Annotated in this window: 14 protein-coding genes; 10 read left to right on the plus strand and 4 right to left on the minus strand. The window is 65.7% G+C overall.

Annotation, left to right across the window (positions count from 1 at the left end; translation table 11 throughout):
- The first annotated feature begins 9 nt into the window (after positions 1-9).
- From gluQRS to recR, 3 genes are read left to right on the plus strand one after another with little or no spacing between them, the layout of a single operon-like run.
- Complete coding sequence (gene gluQRS / locus ACX80Z_RS12785; RefSeq protein ID WP_459316122.1) at positions 10-903, plus strand: tRNA glutamyl-Q(34) synthetase GluQRS; 894 nt, start codon at positions 10-12, stop codon at positions 901-903.
- 44 nt (positions 904-947) lie between these two features.
- The gene (locus tag ACX80Z_RS12790; RefSeq protein ID WP_459316123.1) at positions 948-3,833 is read left to right on the plus strand and encodes a DNA polymerase III subunit gamma and tau; all 2,886 of its coding nucleotides are present in this window, start codon (positions 948-950) and stop codon (positions 3,831-3,833) included.
- A gap of 39 nt (positions 3,834-3,872) precedes the next feature.
- On the plus strand, positions 3,873-4,469 hold the full coding sequence (recR, locus tag ACX80Z_RS12795; RefSeq protein ID WP_019483259.1) for a recombination mediator RecR: 597 nt from the start codon (positions 3,873-3,875) through the stop codon (positions 4,467-4,469).
- An 18-nt stretch (positions 4,470-4,487) separates the two neighbouring features.
- Here the strand turns inward: recR and ACX80Z_RS12800 are convergent, their stop codons facing one another.
- Together ACX80Z_RS12800 and ACX80Z_RS12805 are read right to left on the minus strand one after the other, a co-directional pair.
- The gene (locus ACX80Z_RS12800; protein ID WP_459316124.1) at positions 4,488-5,624 is read right to left on the minus strand and encodes an ABC transporter permease; all 1,137 of its coding nucleotides are present in this window, start codon (positions 5,622-5,624) and stop codon (positions 4,488-4,490) included.
- Positions 5,621-6,553, minus strand: coding sequence for an ABC transporter ATP-binding protein (locus tag ACX80Z_RS12805; RefSeq protein WP_459316125.1), 933 nt, complete (start codon positions 6,551-6,553; stop codon positions 5,621-5,623). The genes ACX80Z_RS12800 and ACX80Z_RS12805 overlap by 4 nt, the downstream gene beginning before the upstream one ends.
- A 165-nt stretch (positions 6,554-6,718) precedes the next feature.
- Between ACX80Z_RS12805 and ACX80Z_RS12810 the strand changes: the two genes are divergently transcribed.
- Positions 6,719-8,011, plus strand: a complete 1,293-nt coding sequence (locus ACX80Z_RS12810) for an aspartate kinase (protein WP_459316126.1) — start codon at positions 6,719-6,721, stop codon at positions 8,009-8,011.
- On the opposite strand, the gene ACX80Z_RS12815 is transcribed toward ACX80Z_RS12810, so the two are convergent.
- Positions 8,008-8,289, minus strand: a complete 282-nt coding sequence (locus ACX80Z_RS12815) for a hypothetical protein (protein WP_459316127.1) — start codon at positions 8,287-8,289, stop codon at positions 8,008-8,010. The genes ACX80Z_RS12810 and ACX80Z_RS12815 overlap by 4 nt on opposite strands.
- A 155-nt stretch (positions 8,290-8,444) precedes the next feature.
- Between ACX80Z_RS12815 and ACX80Z_RS12820 the strand changes: the two genes are divergently transcribed.
- Positions 8,445-9,080, plus strand: a complete 636-nt coding sequence (locus ACX80Z_RS12820; protein ID WP_459316128.1) for a maleylpyruvate isomerase family mycothiol-dependent enzyme — start codon at positions 8,445-8,447, stop codon at positions 9,078-9,080.
- A 2-nt stretch (positions 9,081-9,082) separates the two neighbouring features.
- Here the strand turns inward: ACX80Z_RS12820 and ACX80Z_RS12825 are convergent, their stop codons facing one another.
- Positions 9,083-9,289: a hypothetical protein gene (locus tag ACX80Z_RS12825; protein WP_459316129.1), complete on the minus strand. Its 207-nt coding sequence runs from the start codon at positions 9,287-9,289 to the stop codon at positions 9,083-9,085.
- A gap of 110 nt (positions 9,290-9,399) precedes the next feature.
- On the opposite strand from ACX80Z_RS12825, the gene ACX80Z_RS12830 reads away from it, so the two are divergent.
- The 5 genes from ACX80Z_RS12830 to purL all read left to right on the plus strand — a co-directional run bounded on the left by ACX80Z_RS12830 (position 9,400) and on the right by purL (position 14,478).
- Entirely contained in the window at positions 9,400-10,377 is a 978-nt protein-coding gene (locus ACX80Z_RS12830; protein ID WP_459316130.1) for a 3-methyladenine DNA glycosylase, read from the plus strand.
- Positions 10,378-10,428: 51 nt separating this feature from the next.
- Positions 10,429-10,971, plus strand: coding sequence for an SSI family serine proteinase inhibitor (locus tag ACX80Z_RS12835; protein ID WP_459316131.1), 543 nt, complete (start codon positions 10,429-10,431; stop codon positions 10,969-10,971).
- Between the two features lie 169 nt (positions 10,972-11,140).
- Positions 11,141-11,413 (plus strand): phosphoribosylformylglycinamidine synthase subunit PurS, encoded by a 273-nt coding sequence (purS, locus tag ACX80Z_RS12840; RefSeq protein ID WP_459316132.1) that lies wholly within the window; start codon positions 11,141-11,143, stop codon positions 11,411-11,413.
- On the plus strand, positions 11,410-12,165 hold the full coding sequence (gene purQ / locus ACX80Z_RS12845) for a phosphoribosylformylglycinamidine synthase subunit PurQ (RefSeq protein ID WP_459316133.1): 756 nt from the start codon (positions 11,410-11,412) through the stop codon (positions 12,163-12,165). The genes purS and purQ overlap by 4 nt, the downstream gene beginning before the upstream one ends.
- Positions 12,166-14,478, plus strand: coding sequence for a phosphoribosylformylglycinamidine synthase subunit PurL (gene purL / locus ACX80Z_RS12850; RefSeq protein WP_459316134.1), 2,313 nt, complete (start codon positions 12,166-12,168; stop codon positions 14,476-14,478).
- Positions 14,479-14,529: the final 51 nt, after the last annotated feature.

The raw sequence follows: 14,529 nt of genomic DNA on the forward strand, positions 1-14,529 counted from the left end.
GGAGCACCGATGAACAGCCCCGGCGCTGGCCGCTTCGCCCCCAGCCCCTCCGGCGAGCTACATCTGGGGAACCTCCGCACCGCGATCTTCGCCTGGCTGTTTGCACGCAGCACCTCCCGGACCTTCCTGCTACGGATCGAAGACCTGGACCGGGCCCGCGCCGGAGCCGAGGCCGCGCAGCTCGCCGAGCTCACCGCCGTCGGGCTCGATTGGGACGCGGCACCGGTCCGTCAGAGTGACCGACTCCCCCTCTACCAGGCCGCTGTCGAGTCCCTGCGGAAAGCTGGCCTGCTTTACGAGTGCTACTGCACCCGCCGTGACATTGCCGAGGCCGCCACCGCCCCCCATTCGCTACCCGGGTCCTACCCGGGCACCTGCCGGACCCTGCCGGCGTCGGCTCGTAACCGCCAGCATGGCCGACCCCCTGCTCTGCGGCTGCGATCCGAGGTGACCGACTGGACGGTCCAGGATGAGTTGCACGGCAGCTACACCGGACCGGTGGATGACCTGGTCATTGTCCGCAGTGACGGTGTTCCCGCGTACAACCTTGCGGTGGTGGTCGACGACGCCGCGCAGGGAATCGACCAGGTGGTCCGCGGCGATGACCTGCTCAGCTCCGCCCCCCGGCAGGCTTATCTGGCCAGCCTGCTGGGGATCGCCCCGCCCCAGTACGCGCATGTCCCACTCGCGTTGAACCGGGAAGGGCAGCGCCTCGCCAAGCGTGACGGCGCCGTCACCCTCGAATCGCTCGCCGATAAGGGCTGGACCGCCAGCTCGGTGAGGGACCTGATTCTTCGGTCGGCGGGGCTCCCGGCGGGTACGCTGGCAGGAGCGCTCGAGGCGTTTCACCCGGCAGGAGTGCCGCGTGAAGCCTGGATTGTTGAGCCCGGCGAGCTGTCCTGATTCCGCCACCGCAATACGTCACCACCAACCGATAGGGTTCTTTTGTGAGCACAGCCCTTTACCGCCGATACCGTCCCGAAGCCTTCGCGGACGTCATTGGCCAGGAGCACGTCACCGAGCCCCTCATGGCTGCCATTGAGAAGGGCCGGGTCAACCACGCCTACCTGTTCTCCGGTCCGCGCGGTTGTGGAAAAACAACATCGGCACGCATCCTGGCGCGCTGCCTGAACTGTGCCCAGGGCCCCACCCCGGTCCCCTGCGGGGTCTGCGATAGCTGTGTTGAGCTCGCCCGCGGCGGCTCCGGCAGCCTTGACGTGATTGAAATTGACGCTGCGAGCCACGGCGGCGTCGACGACGCCCGTGATCTCCGGGAGCGCGCCACCTTCGCACCGGTCCGCGACCGGTACAAGATCTTCATCATCGATGAGGCCCATATGGTCACGTCGGCGGGCTTCAACGCCCTCCTGAAGATCGTCGAAGAACCCCCGGAACACATCAAGTTCATCTTTGCCACCACCGAACCTGACAAAGTGATCGGTACCATCCGGTCCCGCACCCACCACTACCCGTTCCGGTTGGTGCCGCCCGAGCCGCTGATGGCCTACCTTGATCTGCTCTGCCAGCAGGAAGGCATCCCCGTGGCCCCAGGGGTGCTGTCCCTCGTGATCCGGGCCGGCGGCGGGTCCGTGCGCGATTCCCTGTCCGTACTCGACCAGCTCATGGCCGGCGCCGGTCCGGACGGTCTCGACTATGAGCTTGCCGTGTCCCTCCTCGGTTACACGCATGCGTCCCTGCTTGACGACGTCGTCGACGCCTTCGCCGCGGGCGACGCTGGCACGGTGTTCAGCGCCGTCGACCGGGTGATCCAGACTGGCCATGACCCACGCAGGTTCGTTGAGGACCTACTGGAGCGGTTCCGCGACTTGATTATCGTGAACGCGGTTCCCGACAGTGCGGCGGCGATCCTCCGGGGCACCCCCGACGACCAGCTGAACCGGATGCGCACGCAAGCCAACCAGCTGGGCCGCGGCGAACTCTCCCGCGCCGCGGACATCACCAACACGGCTCTGACCGAGATGACCGGTGCCACGTCACCGCGTCTTCACCTTGAGCTGCTCTGCGCGCGGATCCTGCTGCCCGCCGCCGATGAGACCGAGCGGGGAACCCTGGCCCGCGTTGACCGGATCGAACGCCGCCTGCAGTACGCCGGGTCCGACGCCGGGTCCGATGCCGCGCCCAGCCAACCGACAGCCCCTGCTGCCACCGCCCAGGACCACGCTCCCGCGATCCCGGCAGGCCGCTCCCAGGGCGTTGCCCCCTCGGCGGGCTCCGACCCGGATGGGAAGACGGCCAGTACTGCGGCGTGGCCCGAGGAGACTGCTCCCGCAGAGAAGCCAACGACACCGTCAGTCACCCCGGCTGGCGTAGCCCCGAGCAGCCCAGCGCCGACCGCATCAGGGCCGGCCACACCAGGCCCGGCCACATCAGCTCCGAACACCGCAGGTTCAGCTGCTGCAGGTTCAGCTGCAGGGCAGAATGCTTCAGGTCCGGCTGCGGGCCCGTCGTCGTCGGCGCCGGCCGCATCCCCTGCCGCGCCCGAGCCTGCGCGGCAGGACCCAGCATCGGCTTCTTCCTCCTCCGGGGCACCGCAGGTGGAAATGATCCGGCGTGCGTGGCCCGAGATCATGGATGAACTAGCCCGCATCAAACGCACCACGTGGCTCAACGTCAATCCGGATGCCAAGCCGCGGAGCATGAACGGGAACCAACTGGTCCTCGCCTTCGCGACCCAGGGAAACGCCATCGCCTTCCAGCGCGGCACTCACATGGACAACGTGAAACAGGCGATCCACAAAATCCTGGCCCTGAACGTCACCATCGAAGTACTCCACGACGGAGCAGCGGCAGCGGGTGAGCCAAACCCAAAAGTACCCACTAGTCGGCAGGCGCCGACAGAGCCTCCCAGCAGCTCGACGCCCAAATCACTTCAGCCGAGCCAGTCGCTCCCGACGACGGCGCCCTCACCTGAGGCGCCAGCCGGACCTCACCAGCCTGCAACCCCGGCAGCACCACCATCCGCAGCTACACCCGCGGAACCGGCGGCGTCCGTAACGCCCGGTGCGGCACCCGCTACGCCCTCGGCGTCCGCCCCGTCCGCTCCCGCCACGGCGGCAGCTTCGGGAGCTTCGGCAGCTTCGGCGCCGTCACCATCCTCTGCGCCGCCCAGCTCGCCGCCACCTGCGGCCCCCTCCCGGGCCGCGGAACCGTCGGTCGGGGCCACGCCGTCCCGCTGGAATACCGGCCCCAGCACCAGCGCAGGCCAGAGCGGTCCCGCCCCGCAGTCCCCCGTTACACCCGCCGCCACACCCAGCCGCCCCCAGCGAAGCAGGGTGGCAACTTCGGAACCGGACGACTCGTGGGCCTCCGTGGAGCCGCCCTCCGACGAATATGATCTGGGCCCGGAAAGCAATGCCTGGCAAACAGCCCAACCCGCAGCCCCCGACGACTCTGGGCAGACCCTGTCCACCCGCCGTCCGCCGCAGACCGCCCCAGGTCAGAACTCAACACCGGCGCAGCCCGACGCGCCGGTTCGGGAAAAAGCCCAGGAACGGCCGACGACAGACCCGGTGGGCACATCGCAGCAACAGCCCCCGCGGGCTCCTGCGGTTGACCAGCCCCCACCGGCGGTCGCCGGCCAGCCAGCCAAACCGCTCAGCAGGTATCAGCGGCTCCTTGACGAAGCGGAGCGGAAGCGGCTGGAAGAGGAAGCGGCCAATCCCCGCAAAGGCGCCGTAGACTTGACCTACGTTGAGGACGAGCCGAGCGCCGACGATGAAACCATCGAAGAGTCCGGGCTGGTTGGACGCTCAGCCATCGAACGCATCCTGAACGGCAAACTGATTGAGGAACGCGGCGTCGACAGCCCCTAGCGTTCCGTTCCAGTGAAATAGCAACCAGAAGAAGGTCCAGTGTACGAAGGCGCAGTCCAGGAGCTCATCGACGAACTGGGCAGGCTTCCGGGAGTTGGACCCAAGTCGGCCCAGCGGCTGGCCTTCTACATCCTGGAGGGCGACGGCGAGGACATCAAGCGCCTGGTCAATGCCATCGTCACGGTGAAGGAACGGGTCAAATTCTGCACGGTGTGCGGCAATGTGGCTGAGCAGGAAACCTGCGGGATCTGCCGCGATCCGCGCCGCGACCCGACAGCGATTTGTGTGGTGGAAGAGTCAAAGGACGTCATCGCCGTCGAACGGACCCGATCGTTCAGGGGGCGCTACCATGTGCTCGGCGGCGCCATCAACCCGATCGCTGGTATCGGCCCGGACCAGCTCCGGATCCGTGAGCTCCTCAGTAGACTCTCCGACGACAAGATCGAAGAGATCATCATCGCCACCGACCCGAACCTCGAAGGGGAAGCGACCGCCACTTACCTGGCCCGGATGCTCAAGACCATCGGGATCAAGGTGACACGCCTGGCCTCAGGACTGCCGGTCGGTGGCGACCTCGAATATGCCGACGAAGTGACCCTCGGCCGCGCCTTCGAAGGACGCCGCACCGTTTCCTAGCCTGTCCCCCGGCTGGGATCAGGCGATCCGGGTCCCCTGCGCGAGCCGCCGGGCCGGGGTCACCAGCTTTCGCTGCCCGAGCCATAGCAGCCCGCCGGCGAGCGCCGACTGCAGCACCAGCCCGAGGGGCCAGATTGGGAACCGGTCTTCGGGGAGGTCCCGCCCGTAGCCCCGGACCTCATCACAGGTGATGTCGTAGTCTGGTCCGGCCTGCAGGAACCGGACACCTTCGCTGATGCTCTCCATAATGCCGGGCTGCCGGTAGACTTCTGCATCGACCGGCTCCGACATCTGGCCGGCGTCGAACCCGCGACCGTAGGGCACCGAATCCGCCACAATGACAAAGGGGTTGGCTGCAAGTAACCAGGCCGTCCGTTCGGTGTGGTGAACGGTCTGGATCTGGGTCTGGGTGACGCATTCCAGCTGGTCTTCCGGTGGCGGCGTTACCGAAAAATCAGTGTCCGCCTGATAGTCCAGGTACGAGTAGGTCACCTGCGCGTTCTCCTCCTCGATCAGCGCATAGCTCAGGCCGAAAGCAATCAGGGTGCCGATCCCCAGCAGAGCCACCACCATATAGGTGGTGACGATGGAGAAGAGCGGCCGGTTGGCCAGCGCCGAAATGCCGATCCCGATCGCTGACACGATACCCAGTTCCACGCTGAGCATCAGCAGCGAGACGAAAGCCTCCGCCAGGTTCACTCCGCCGAGAGCGAGCGCCCAGAAAATGAACGGGGTACTGATCAGAAGGAAGGCAAGCGAGGCAACCCAGGAGGCGAGCCATTTACCCCAAAGGATTTGCCCAGGGGTGAGCAGGGTGATCTGCAGGATGGCGAGCGTCCCGGCCGCTCGATCTCCGTTGACGGCATTGGCTGAGAGTCCCGGCGCTACCAGAAGCCCGAAAAAGAGGACGAACCCCACCACCAGGTCGAAGAGGATGGCCCCCGATCCGAACGTTGCAGCAGCGGTCACCGACGCCAGCAAGAACACCAGGCCGATGACAACGAACCATACGAGGAGCATGATGTACCAGGCCCGGGCACGGAGCCGCTGCCGCATTTCGAGGCCGAACACGGCTTTGACGCCACCCCAATAGGACAGGGCTAGATCAGAGGATGCGCCGGTCGAGCCCGGCTGCTCTGCGATTGAAACGCTCATTGTCTGTCCGTATCGAGGCTCATGTAGGTTTCTTCGAGGGCTCCGCCCGCCGGGGCGAAAGCGGTGATTGCGACGTCGGCCATGACCAGGGTGCGTAGCAGCCACGCCGCCTCGTCTGTACCGCTGACCAGCACCTGGTATTCGGCGCGGCGGGAATCGCCACGCACTTCGAACTCGACGCCATGGCTGGCGAGGGCAGCCGCCAGCGGCTGCATGGGTTCCGCCTGAATGTAGTAGCGGCGGATCTGGGTGCCTGCCTCATCAAGCGTCTGGTTCTTGACCGACTCGCCACGATTGATGAACACCGCCCGGTCCGCAATTTCGTCGAGCTCAGACAGCACGTGGCTCGACACCACAACGGTCTTCCCCTGGTCCGCCAGAGACCGCAGCGTGGCGCGAAGTTCCACCCGGGACCCCGGATCCAACCCCGATGCCGGCTCGTCGAGGAGGAGAACCGCCGGGTCGTGGATCAGCGCCCGTGCCAGGCTCAATCGCTGTTGCTGTCCCCGCGACAGCACCCGTGCTGGCTGGTCCGCGAATTCCTCAAGGCGCACGGTGGTGAGCAGCTCCGCAGCCCGTGACCGGCGTTTCCCAACCGGCATTCCATAGAGCGAGCCCATGACAGTGAGGATCTCGGTAGCGGTCAACGATTCCCACACCCCCAGGGTGTCAGGCATCCACCCAACCTGGCGTCGCACCGCTGCGGCGTCCTGCATCGGGTCCGCCCCGCCAACAGTGAGCGTCCCACTGTCGGGCGCGAGAAGCGAGGCAAGGATCAGTAACAAAGTGGTCTTGCCCGAGCCGTTAGGCCCAATCAGCGCTGTCACCTCGCCGGGCGGCGCCGCAAAGTCGATGTGCCTGATAGCCGCAACGGAGCCGAAACTCCGCGCAATCCCTCTGGCAACGATTCCCCCATACTCGTTGTTCATAAGGTGAACCCTATGCGACTTGCATCACCTCTTGGGGATATAGACGGAACAATCGGACGCGCAATTGGCTGCGACAAAAGTTGCCGGGCTAAACTTGGTCCGTCAACCGAGGCGCCGTAGTCGTCCCGCGGCAACACCTACCAACATTCGTCAGCGAGCGTGCGCATGAGCCTGATCGTCCAAAAATTCGGTGGTTCCTCAGTGGGGGACGCGGCCGGGATCAAACGTGTCGCGCAGCGGATCGTTCAGACGCAGCGCGCCGGGCACCAGGTGGTAGTGGTGGTATCGGCGATGGGCGACAGCACCGATGAGCTCCTGGACCTCGCCGCGCAGGTCTCGAACGACGTCGTCGCCGCCCCCCGCGAGATGGATATGCTCCTGAGCGCTGGTGAACGCATCTCAATGGCGCTCCTGGCAATGGGCATCCAGGGTCTCGGCTCCTCGGCTCAGTCATTCACCGGCAGCCAGGCTGGCATGATCACTGACGCCATCCACGGCCGTGCCCGCATCATCTCGGTGTCCCCGCATCGAATCAAAACCGCGATTGACCGCGGCGACGTCGCGATTGTCGCCGGGTTTCAGGGGATGAGCCGGGAAAGCAATGACATCACCACCCTCGGTCGTGGCGGGTCGGATACGACGGCGGTGGCGCTCGCCGCTGCGCTGAATGCTGACGTGTGCGAAATTTACACCGACGTGGACGGCATCTATACGGCTGATCCCCGGGTGGTGCCCAGTGCCCGGAAGATCGACGAGATTTCGAGTGAGGAAATGCTGGAGATGGCGGCCTCGGGCGCGAAAATCCTGCACCTGCGGAGCGTCGAGTACGCGCGCCGGTTCGGGGTCCGGCTGCACGTCCGCTCCTCGTTCAGCGAGCAGGAAGGGACCTGGGTGCTACCCAGCCCCGACGACCAAATCAAAATTCAAGAGGGAGATCCCATGGAACAACCCATTATCTCGGGCGTCGCCCACGACCGTTCGGAGGCGAAGGTCACGGTGGTGGGCGTTCCGGACATTCCCGGCAAGGCCGCCGAAATCTTTGGCATCGTCGCGGGGGCGCACTCCAACATCGACATGATTGTGCAGAACGTCTCCACCCACGGTTCGGGCCGCACAGACATTTCCTTCACCCTGCCGATTGTCGAGGGCTCTGAGGCGCTTGCCGCGCTGAAAAGCGCCCAGGAGCATGTGGGCTATGAAAGCGTCGACTACAACGAAAAGATCGGCAAGCTATCGCTGATCGGCGCAGGCATGAGGTCAAACCCGGGCGTGTCCTACCGGTTCTTCAAGGCGCTTTCCGACGCCGGAGTGAACATCGACATGATTTCCACCTCCGAGATCCGCATTTCGGTGGTGACGGACGCGGACCTGCTGGACCGCGCCGTCCGCGCTGTGCACGCGGCGTTTGATCTGGACGGCGAAACGGTCGCTACGGTTCATGCAGGTACCGGCCGCTAATCCTCGGTGTGAAGGGGTTTCTTGCCTGACCAGTCGGCATACTTCATCTCAGGCTCGGGTGGCGGGGCCAGCGGGTGCTCCTTGCGCACAGCGTAGTGGTGGCCCTCCGAATCTTCCTCCACCTCGAATCCGGCGAGGTCCGCCTCGGAGGCCTGCTCGAACTCGTCATGCCGGTGAACCACCGGGAGGGTGGGATCGCCCCGCTCGGCCGGACCCAGGAACACTTTGGCCGGGTTCTTCAGCCATTTTCGAGGGGAATTCCTGCTGGACTCGCTCATTCGAACCGCCTTCTTTCCTCGCGATACGCCGTTGGCCAATTTTACCGCCAAAGCACCGAAAAGGCGCCCGCATTCCCGGGGCTTTCCTTCCGTTCCTGAGCCGTGTCCAGCACAATCGAGACACAGCCCACCGGACCGACCCTAAGGAACCCGCGATGCGAAACTCGGCAGCAGCAATCTGGCAAACGGTGCACGCCGAACGACGGCATCTGGCCGCAGATTTGTCCGATCTGAGCCAATCACAGTGGACAGTTCCATCGCTCTGCCCGGGCTGGACAATCCACGATGTCCTCGCCCACCTGGTGGACACCGCCCGGACCAGCAGGGTCTCCTTTATCCGCGACCTGCTAGCGGCGCGAATGAATTTTGACCGCGCGAACGAGGTCGGGATGGCTCGCACCCGGCGGGATGACCCGCGGGATACGCTCGCCGCGTTCATGGACACGGCGCATCTGACTCGGACGCCTCCGGCCAACCCCGCAACCCGATTGGTCGAGGCAATCGTGCATGGCGAAGATATTCGCCGCCCCCTGGGTCTTACGGGGAGCTACCCACACCGAGCGGTGATTCAGGCCCTCGCCTACCAGCTACAAACCCGTGTCTCCTACGGGGGCGGTCGTGAGCGGGCCGCTGGGCTGCGGCTGATTGATCGCGGGACCGGAACATCGTGGGGGGTGGGTGACGACGTCGAAGGGGATCCCCTCGATCTGTTGGTGGCGGTCTCCGGAAGGCCAGTCCGCCCAGCGGCCCTGGTGGGCCGCGGCGCTCACCGCCTGACAGGCGCCGCGTAGCCCTAACTTTTCGGCACGATGTAGGTGCTGCCGTCGGGCCGCTTCACGGTCTCCCACTGTGATGCGTCTGCTTCGCGCTCCTTCAGCGTCGCCTGACTCTCACTGGTCATCGGGTGGTCCAGGGAACTGCTTTGCGCCGGCCCGAACACGGCACGCGCACGTCCGGTCGCCTTCATGAACCGGTGCACAAAACTGGGCTTGCTAGCCATGCTGTTCCTTCCGCGGGTCCTGCTTGACCGAGTGTCTTCTCTCATTATCCTCCTGCGCTGAGAGGCCCCACGCTTCGACCGGAGTCCGGACCCGGTGAGACACTTGTTGGGTGAGCAGCTCAACAATCCATGCGCCGACGCCGACCCGCCCGGGCACCCTCACGGTGCTCCAGCGGGACGAGTGGATTGCCGCTGCCCAAACTCATCGGGCGAGGGTGGAGCCGTTCGCGCAGCCCTACCTGAACCGTCGCGCGGCTGGGAAGAAGCATCCGGTCGAGGATTTCCTGTTCACCTACTACACCCAGAAACCAGGCCCACTGGCGCGGTGGCACCCGGGCGCCGGCGTCGTGCTCGTAGGTCCCGAGGCCGCCGAGCGGGCCAGCTGGAAAAACTATCGGCTGCTCACCGGAGCAGAGCGCTCGGTGCTGGCACTGGCCGGCGAGGACGTGGCCGTCACCGCGGACGTCGACGGCTTTCGGCAGGACCGGGCAGAAGCACTGGATTTCGCAGCCATCATTGTTCGCCGCACGCAGGCCCGGCGCGCGCAACTCGGCTGTTTCGGGTTGCATGAGTGGGCCATGGCGTACCGGTCCCAGGTCAACGGCGTGCGGCATGAGTATCTTGAACTTCGGCTCGGGGCTGAAGGAACCGATCAGTTGGTGGAGGACAGCCGGATCAGCTGCACCCACTTTGACGCGTTCCGCTTCTATACGCCGCAGGCTGCGCCGCTGAACACGCTGCAGCCCACCAGGGAAACACAACGCGACCTTGAACAGCCGGGTTGCCTGCACGCCAACATGGACCTCTACAAGTGGGCCTACAAGCTCAGCCCCTTACTGCCGAGCGATCTGGTGATGGACTGTTTTGAGCTTGCCTGGCGGATCCGCGCAATGGATATGCAGGCTTCACCCTATGACCTCAGCGCGTGGGGCTACCCGCCGATCCGCATTGAAACGCCTGAGGGCCGCGCCGAATATGCCCGCCTGCAGCGTGGGTTCTCCGAGGAGTCACAGCAGCTTCGGCAACGATTGGGTACCGCTTTGGGGAAACTGGAACCCGCGGGCACCGAGCAGGCGTTGGATCAGTGAACCACCGGCGCCCAGCAGAAACGTCCTATCACGGCAAGTGAAGGAGCCCCCATGATCCGCGAACACCAACCCCGACACCAGCTGTCGCGGGTGAATCTTCTCCTCGGTGCAGGCGTACTGCTCCTGGCTTTTGCGGGATGCGGTGCCGAAAGCGGCGGCCCGGCGACTGGGTCCACCAGCACCGCACCGACCCCAGACGCTACGGCGGGCACGCCCGAAGCGTCAGCATCCCCCGGAGACGAGGCCACCGCCGATTCCCAGCTCACAGTGATCGTGTCAGCCGGCGACGACGTCGAACCGGTCACCTACGAGTTGGCCTGTGCCGCCGGAGCCCCGGTCGGCGAGTCGGCGTTACCGGATCCAGCTGCGGCCTGCGCGGTGCTGGCGGCGCACGGCGACCTGATCAAGACGGAGCCGGACCCCGACGCCATGTGCACGATGCAGTACGGAGGACCGGAAACCGCCGTCGTGACCGGCACCCTCGACGGCGAACAGATCGACGCGTCCTTCTCCCGTGAGAACGGTTGTGAGATCGACAGGTGGAGCATGTTCGAACCGCTGCTCGGGACCCCGGGCGGCACCGGCGCCCTGTGACCACCGCCGGCATTTCGTAAGCTGCACAGATAAAATCACAGCTGGTAGGCGATCCCCGTTAGACTGGTAAGGCAAGCTCGCGGAGCGCTGGATTCACCACATTCCTCAGCGTGAGACGGCACCTCCGAAGCCACTGCATTTAACGCACCTTGAGCCCAGGAGTTACCGGATGCCCCGGATAGTTGTCGACGTCATGCCCAAACCCGAGATCCTTGACCCACAGGGCAAAGCCATTGCCGGCGCACTGCCCCGGCTGGGCTTTACCGGGTTCTCAGGGGTCCGCCAGGGAAAGCGCTTTGAACTCACTGTCGACGGCGAGGTGACCGAAGAGTTGCTGGAACAGGCGCGGACCGCGGCCACCACCTTGCTGTCCAACCCGGTGATCGAGGATGTCACCCGCGTTGAGGTGCTCCCCGAGGGATCCGCCGAGGGCGAGCAGTGACCCTGGAAGCCGACACCCTCAACTCGACGCTCGACTCAGTCCGGGTCGGCATAGTCACCTTCCCCGGCTCCCTTGACGACCGCGACGCTGCGCGGGCGGTTCGCCTCGCCGGCGGCACCGCAGTCCCGCTGTGGCACGGTGACCACGACCTGCAAAGCGTTGACGCGGTCGTCGTTCCGGGCGGTTTCTCCTACGGCGACTACCTGCGCGCCGGTGCCATCTCCCGGTTCGCTCCGCTGATGGAACAGATCACCGCCGCAGCATCGGGTGGCGAGAACGCGCTGCCGGTGCTGGGAATCTGCAACGGCTTCCAGGTCCTGACCGAGGCCCATCTGTTGCCCGGGTCGATGATCAAGAACAACCACCTCCATTTCCTCTGCCAGGACCAACGGTTGCGGGTGGAGAATGCTGACACCGTGTGGACCGCTTCCTACGCTGCGGGCGACGAGATCGTGGTTCCGTTGAAGAATCAGGACGGACAGTTCGTTGCTGACGAACGCACCCTCGACGAGCTGGAGGGTGAGGGTCGGGTCGTCTTCCGCTACGTCGGCGGCAACCCCAACGGGTCCCGCCGGGACATTGCCGGCATCTCCAACGCTGCCGGGAATGTTGTGGGCCTGATGCCACACCCTGAACACGCAGTCGAAGCCGGGTTTGGCCCCGATTCGTCGGCCGTCGGACAGGTCGGTGTCCGCGGTGGCACCGACGGACTGGGAATATTCACCTCTGTACTGAAGAAGCTGGTTAAGTAAGTGACCCTCAATAGCTCCGCCGCGCCCGCCGAAGCCCGCAAGTTCAACATCGACACCGTGGCCCACGCCCAAGAGACTCCCGACGTCGAACTCCCCTGGGCCGCGCTCGGCCTGAAAGAAAACGAATTCGACCGGGTGGTCGAAATCCTCGGCCGCCGCCCCACCGCCGCCGAGCTGGCCATGTACTCGGTGATGTGGAGTGAACACTGCTCCTACAAGTCCTCGAAGGTGCACCTGGCGCAGTTTGGGGACAAGGTCACCGACGCCATGAAGGAACACCTCCTGGTAGGCATCGGCGAGAACGCCGGCGTCGTCGACATCGGTGATGGCTGGGCTGTCACCTTCAAGGTCGAGTCCCATAACCACCCCTCCTTCGTCGAGCCCTACCAGGGCGCAGCGACCGGCGTCGGCGGCATTGTGCGCGACATCATTTCGATGGGCGCACGCCCGGTCGCGATCATGGACCCGCTGCGGTTCGGTGCGATCGACCACCCGGACACCCCCCGCCTGGTGCACGGCATTGTGTCCGGCATCGGCGGGTACGGCAACTCCCTCGGCCTGCCCAACATCGGCGGTGAAGTGGTATTCGACTCGGTCTACCAGGGCAATCCGCTGGTCAACGCACTCGCCGTCGGCGTCCTGCGGCACGAGGACATCCGTCTGGCCAACGCTTCGGGCGTGGGCAACAAGGTGGTCCTGTTTGGTGCCCGCACCGGCGGCGACGGCATCGGCGGCGCCTCGGTGCTGGCCTCCGAGTCCTTCGACGCCGACAAGCCCTCCAAGCGCCCCGCCGTGCAGGTGGGAGACCCGTTCGCCGAGAAGGTCCTCATCGAGTGCTGCCTTGAGCTGTTCAAGGCTTCGGTGGTGGAAGGCATCCAGGACCTTGGCGCCGCCGGGATCTCCTGCGCCACCTCCGAACTGGCCTCCAACGGCGACGGCGGCATGCACGTCGAGCTGACCGATGTGCTGTTGCGCGATCCTTCCCTGACACCGGGCGAGATCCTGATGTCCGAGTCGCAGGAACGCATGATGGCCGTGGTCACCCCGGCCAACGCCGCGGCGTTCGAGGCCATCATGGACAAGTGGAACGTTGAGTACTCGTGGCTCGGTGAGGTCACCGACACCGGCCGGCTCATCATTGAATGGGACGGCGAAAAGATTGTCGACGTCGATCCCCGCACCGTCGCCCACGACGGCCCCGTCTACCACCGGCCCTTCCACCGCCCCACCTGGCTCGACGCGCTGCAGGAGAACGCGTTCGACGGCGACCGGCCGGCTGACGGCGACACCCTGCGCGCCGCAGTACTGGAATTGATGGCTTCGCCGAACATGTGTTCCAAGGACTGGATCACCAACCAGTACGACAGGTTTGTGCAGGGCAACACAGCCCTCGCCATGCCCGACGACGCGGGCGTGGTCCGGGTGGACGAAGAGAGCGGCCTCGGCGTCGCCATCTCCACCGACGCAAACGGCCGCTACTCCTACCTCAACCCCTACGAGGGCGCCCGTCTGGCCCTCGCCGAGGCTTACCGGAACGTCGCCACCACCGGCGCCAAGCCGCTGGCGGTCACCGATTGCCTGAATTTCGGCTCCCCTGAGGACCCCGAGGTGATGTGGCAGTTCGCCGAAACCGTGCGCGGCCTCGCCGATGCCTGCCAGGAGCTCGGCGTCCCGGTCACCGGCGGCAACGTGTCCCTCTACAACCAGACCGGCGGCGTGCCGATTCACCCGACCCCGGTGGTCGGCGTTCTCGGCGTGTTTGACGACGTCGCCCGCCGCACCCCCTCGGGCTGGCGCGACGACGGGCAGGCCATCTACCTGCTCGGCACCACCCGGGACGAGCTGGACGGTTCGGAGTGGGCGAATCTTCGCGGCCATCTGGGTGGGCAACCTCCGGTCGCCGACCTGACGGCCGAGAAGACCCTCGCCGCCATCCTGATCAACGCTTCCCGTGACGGCATGATCGACGCCGCCCATGATCTCTCCGAGGGCGGTCTTGCGGCAGCGCTGTCAGAGGCGGCATTGCGCTTCGGGGTGGGCGCACGGATCGGAATCGACGAGCTCTGCGAGCGCGACGGCATTGACCCGTTCACCGCGCTGTTCTCCGAGTCCCAGGGCCGCGCCGTCGTCAGCGTGGCCCGCTCCGAAGAAGTGCGGTTCAACGACATGTGCACGGCACGCAACTACCCGCACCTGCGGATTGGTGTGGTCGATGCGGAGAACGGAGCCCTCGACGTGCAGGGCCACTTCACCCTGCCACTCGACGAACTGCGGACCGCCCACGAGGCCACCTTGCCGAACCACTTCGCCTGACCGTCCACCGCGCCCGATCCCGGCAGTCGCCCCACAAAACGGCGAACGCCC

Source organism: Arthrobacter sp. TMT4-20 (genome assembly GCF_054510775.1).

Excerpts from the sequence above, each read along its gene's own strand:
- ACX80Z_RS12825 (WP_459316129.1), bottom strand. The coding sequence starts at position 9,289 with ATGGCTAGCAAGCCCAGTTTTGTGCACCGGTTCATGAAGGCGACCGGA.
- gluQRS (WP_459316122.1), top strand. The coding sequence starts at position 10 with ATGAACAGCCCCGGCGCTGGCCGCTTCGCCCCCAGCCCCTCCGGCGAG.
- ACX80Z_RS12835 (WP_459316131.1), top strand. The coding sequence starts at position 10,429 with ATGATCCGCGAACACCAACCCCGACACCAGCTGTCGCGGGTGAATCTT.
- ACX80Z_RS12810 (WP_459316126.1), top strand. The coding sequence starts at position 6,719 with ATGAGCCTGATCGTCCAAAAATTCGGTGGTTCCTCAGTGGGGGACGCG.
- purS (WP_459316132.1), top strand. The coding sequence starts at position 11,141 with ATGCCCCGGATAGTTGTCGACGTCATGCCCAAACCCGAGATCCTTGAC.
- ACX80Z_RS12820 (WP_459316128.1), top strand. The coding sequence starts at position 8,445 with ATGCGAAACTCGGCAGCAGCAATCTGGCAAACGGTGCACGCCGAACGA.
- ACX80Z_RS12800 (WP_459316124.1), bottom strand. The coding sequence starts at position 5,624 with ATGAGCGTTTCAATCGCAGAGCAGCCGGGCTCGACCGGCGCATCCTCT.
- ACX80Z_RS12805 (WP_459316125.1), bottom strand. The coding sequence starts at position 6,553 with ATGAACAACGAGTATGGGGGAATCGTTGCCAGAGGGATTGCGCGGAGT.
- ACX80Z_RS12815 (WP_459316127.1), bottom strand. The coding sequence starts at position 8,289 with ATGAGCGAGTCCAGCAGGAATTCCCCTCGAAAATGGCTGAAGAACCCG.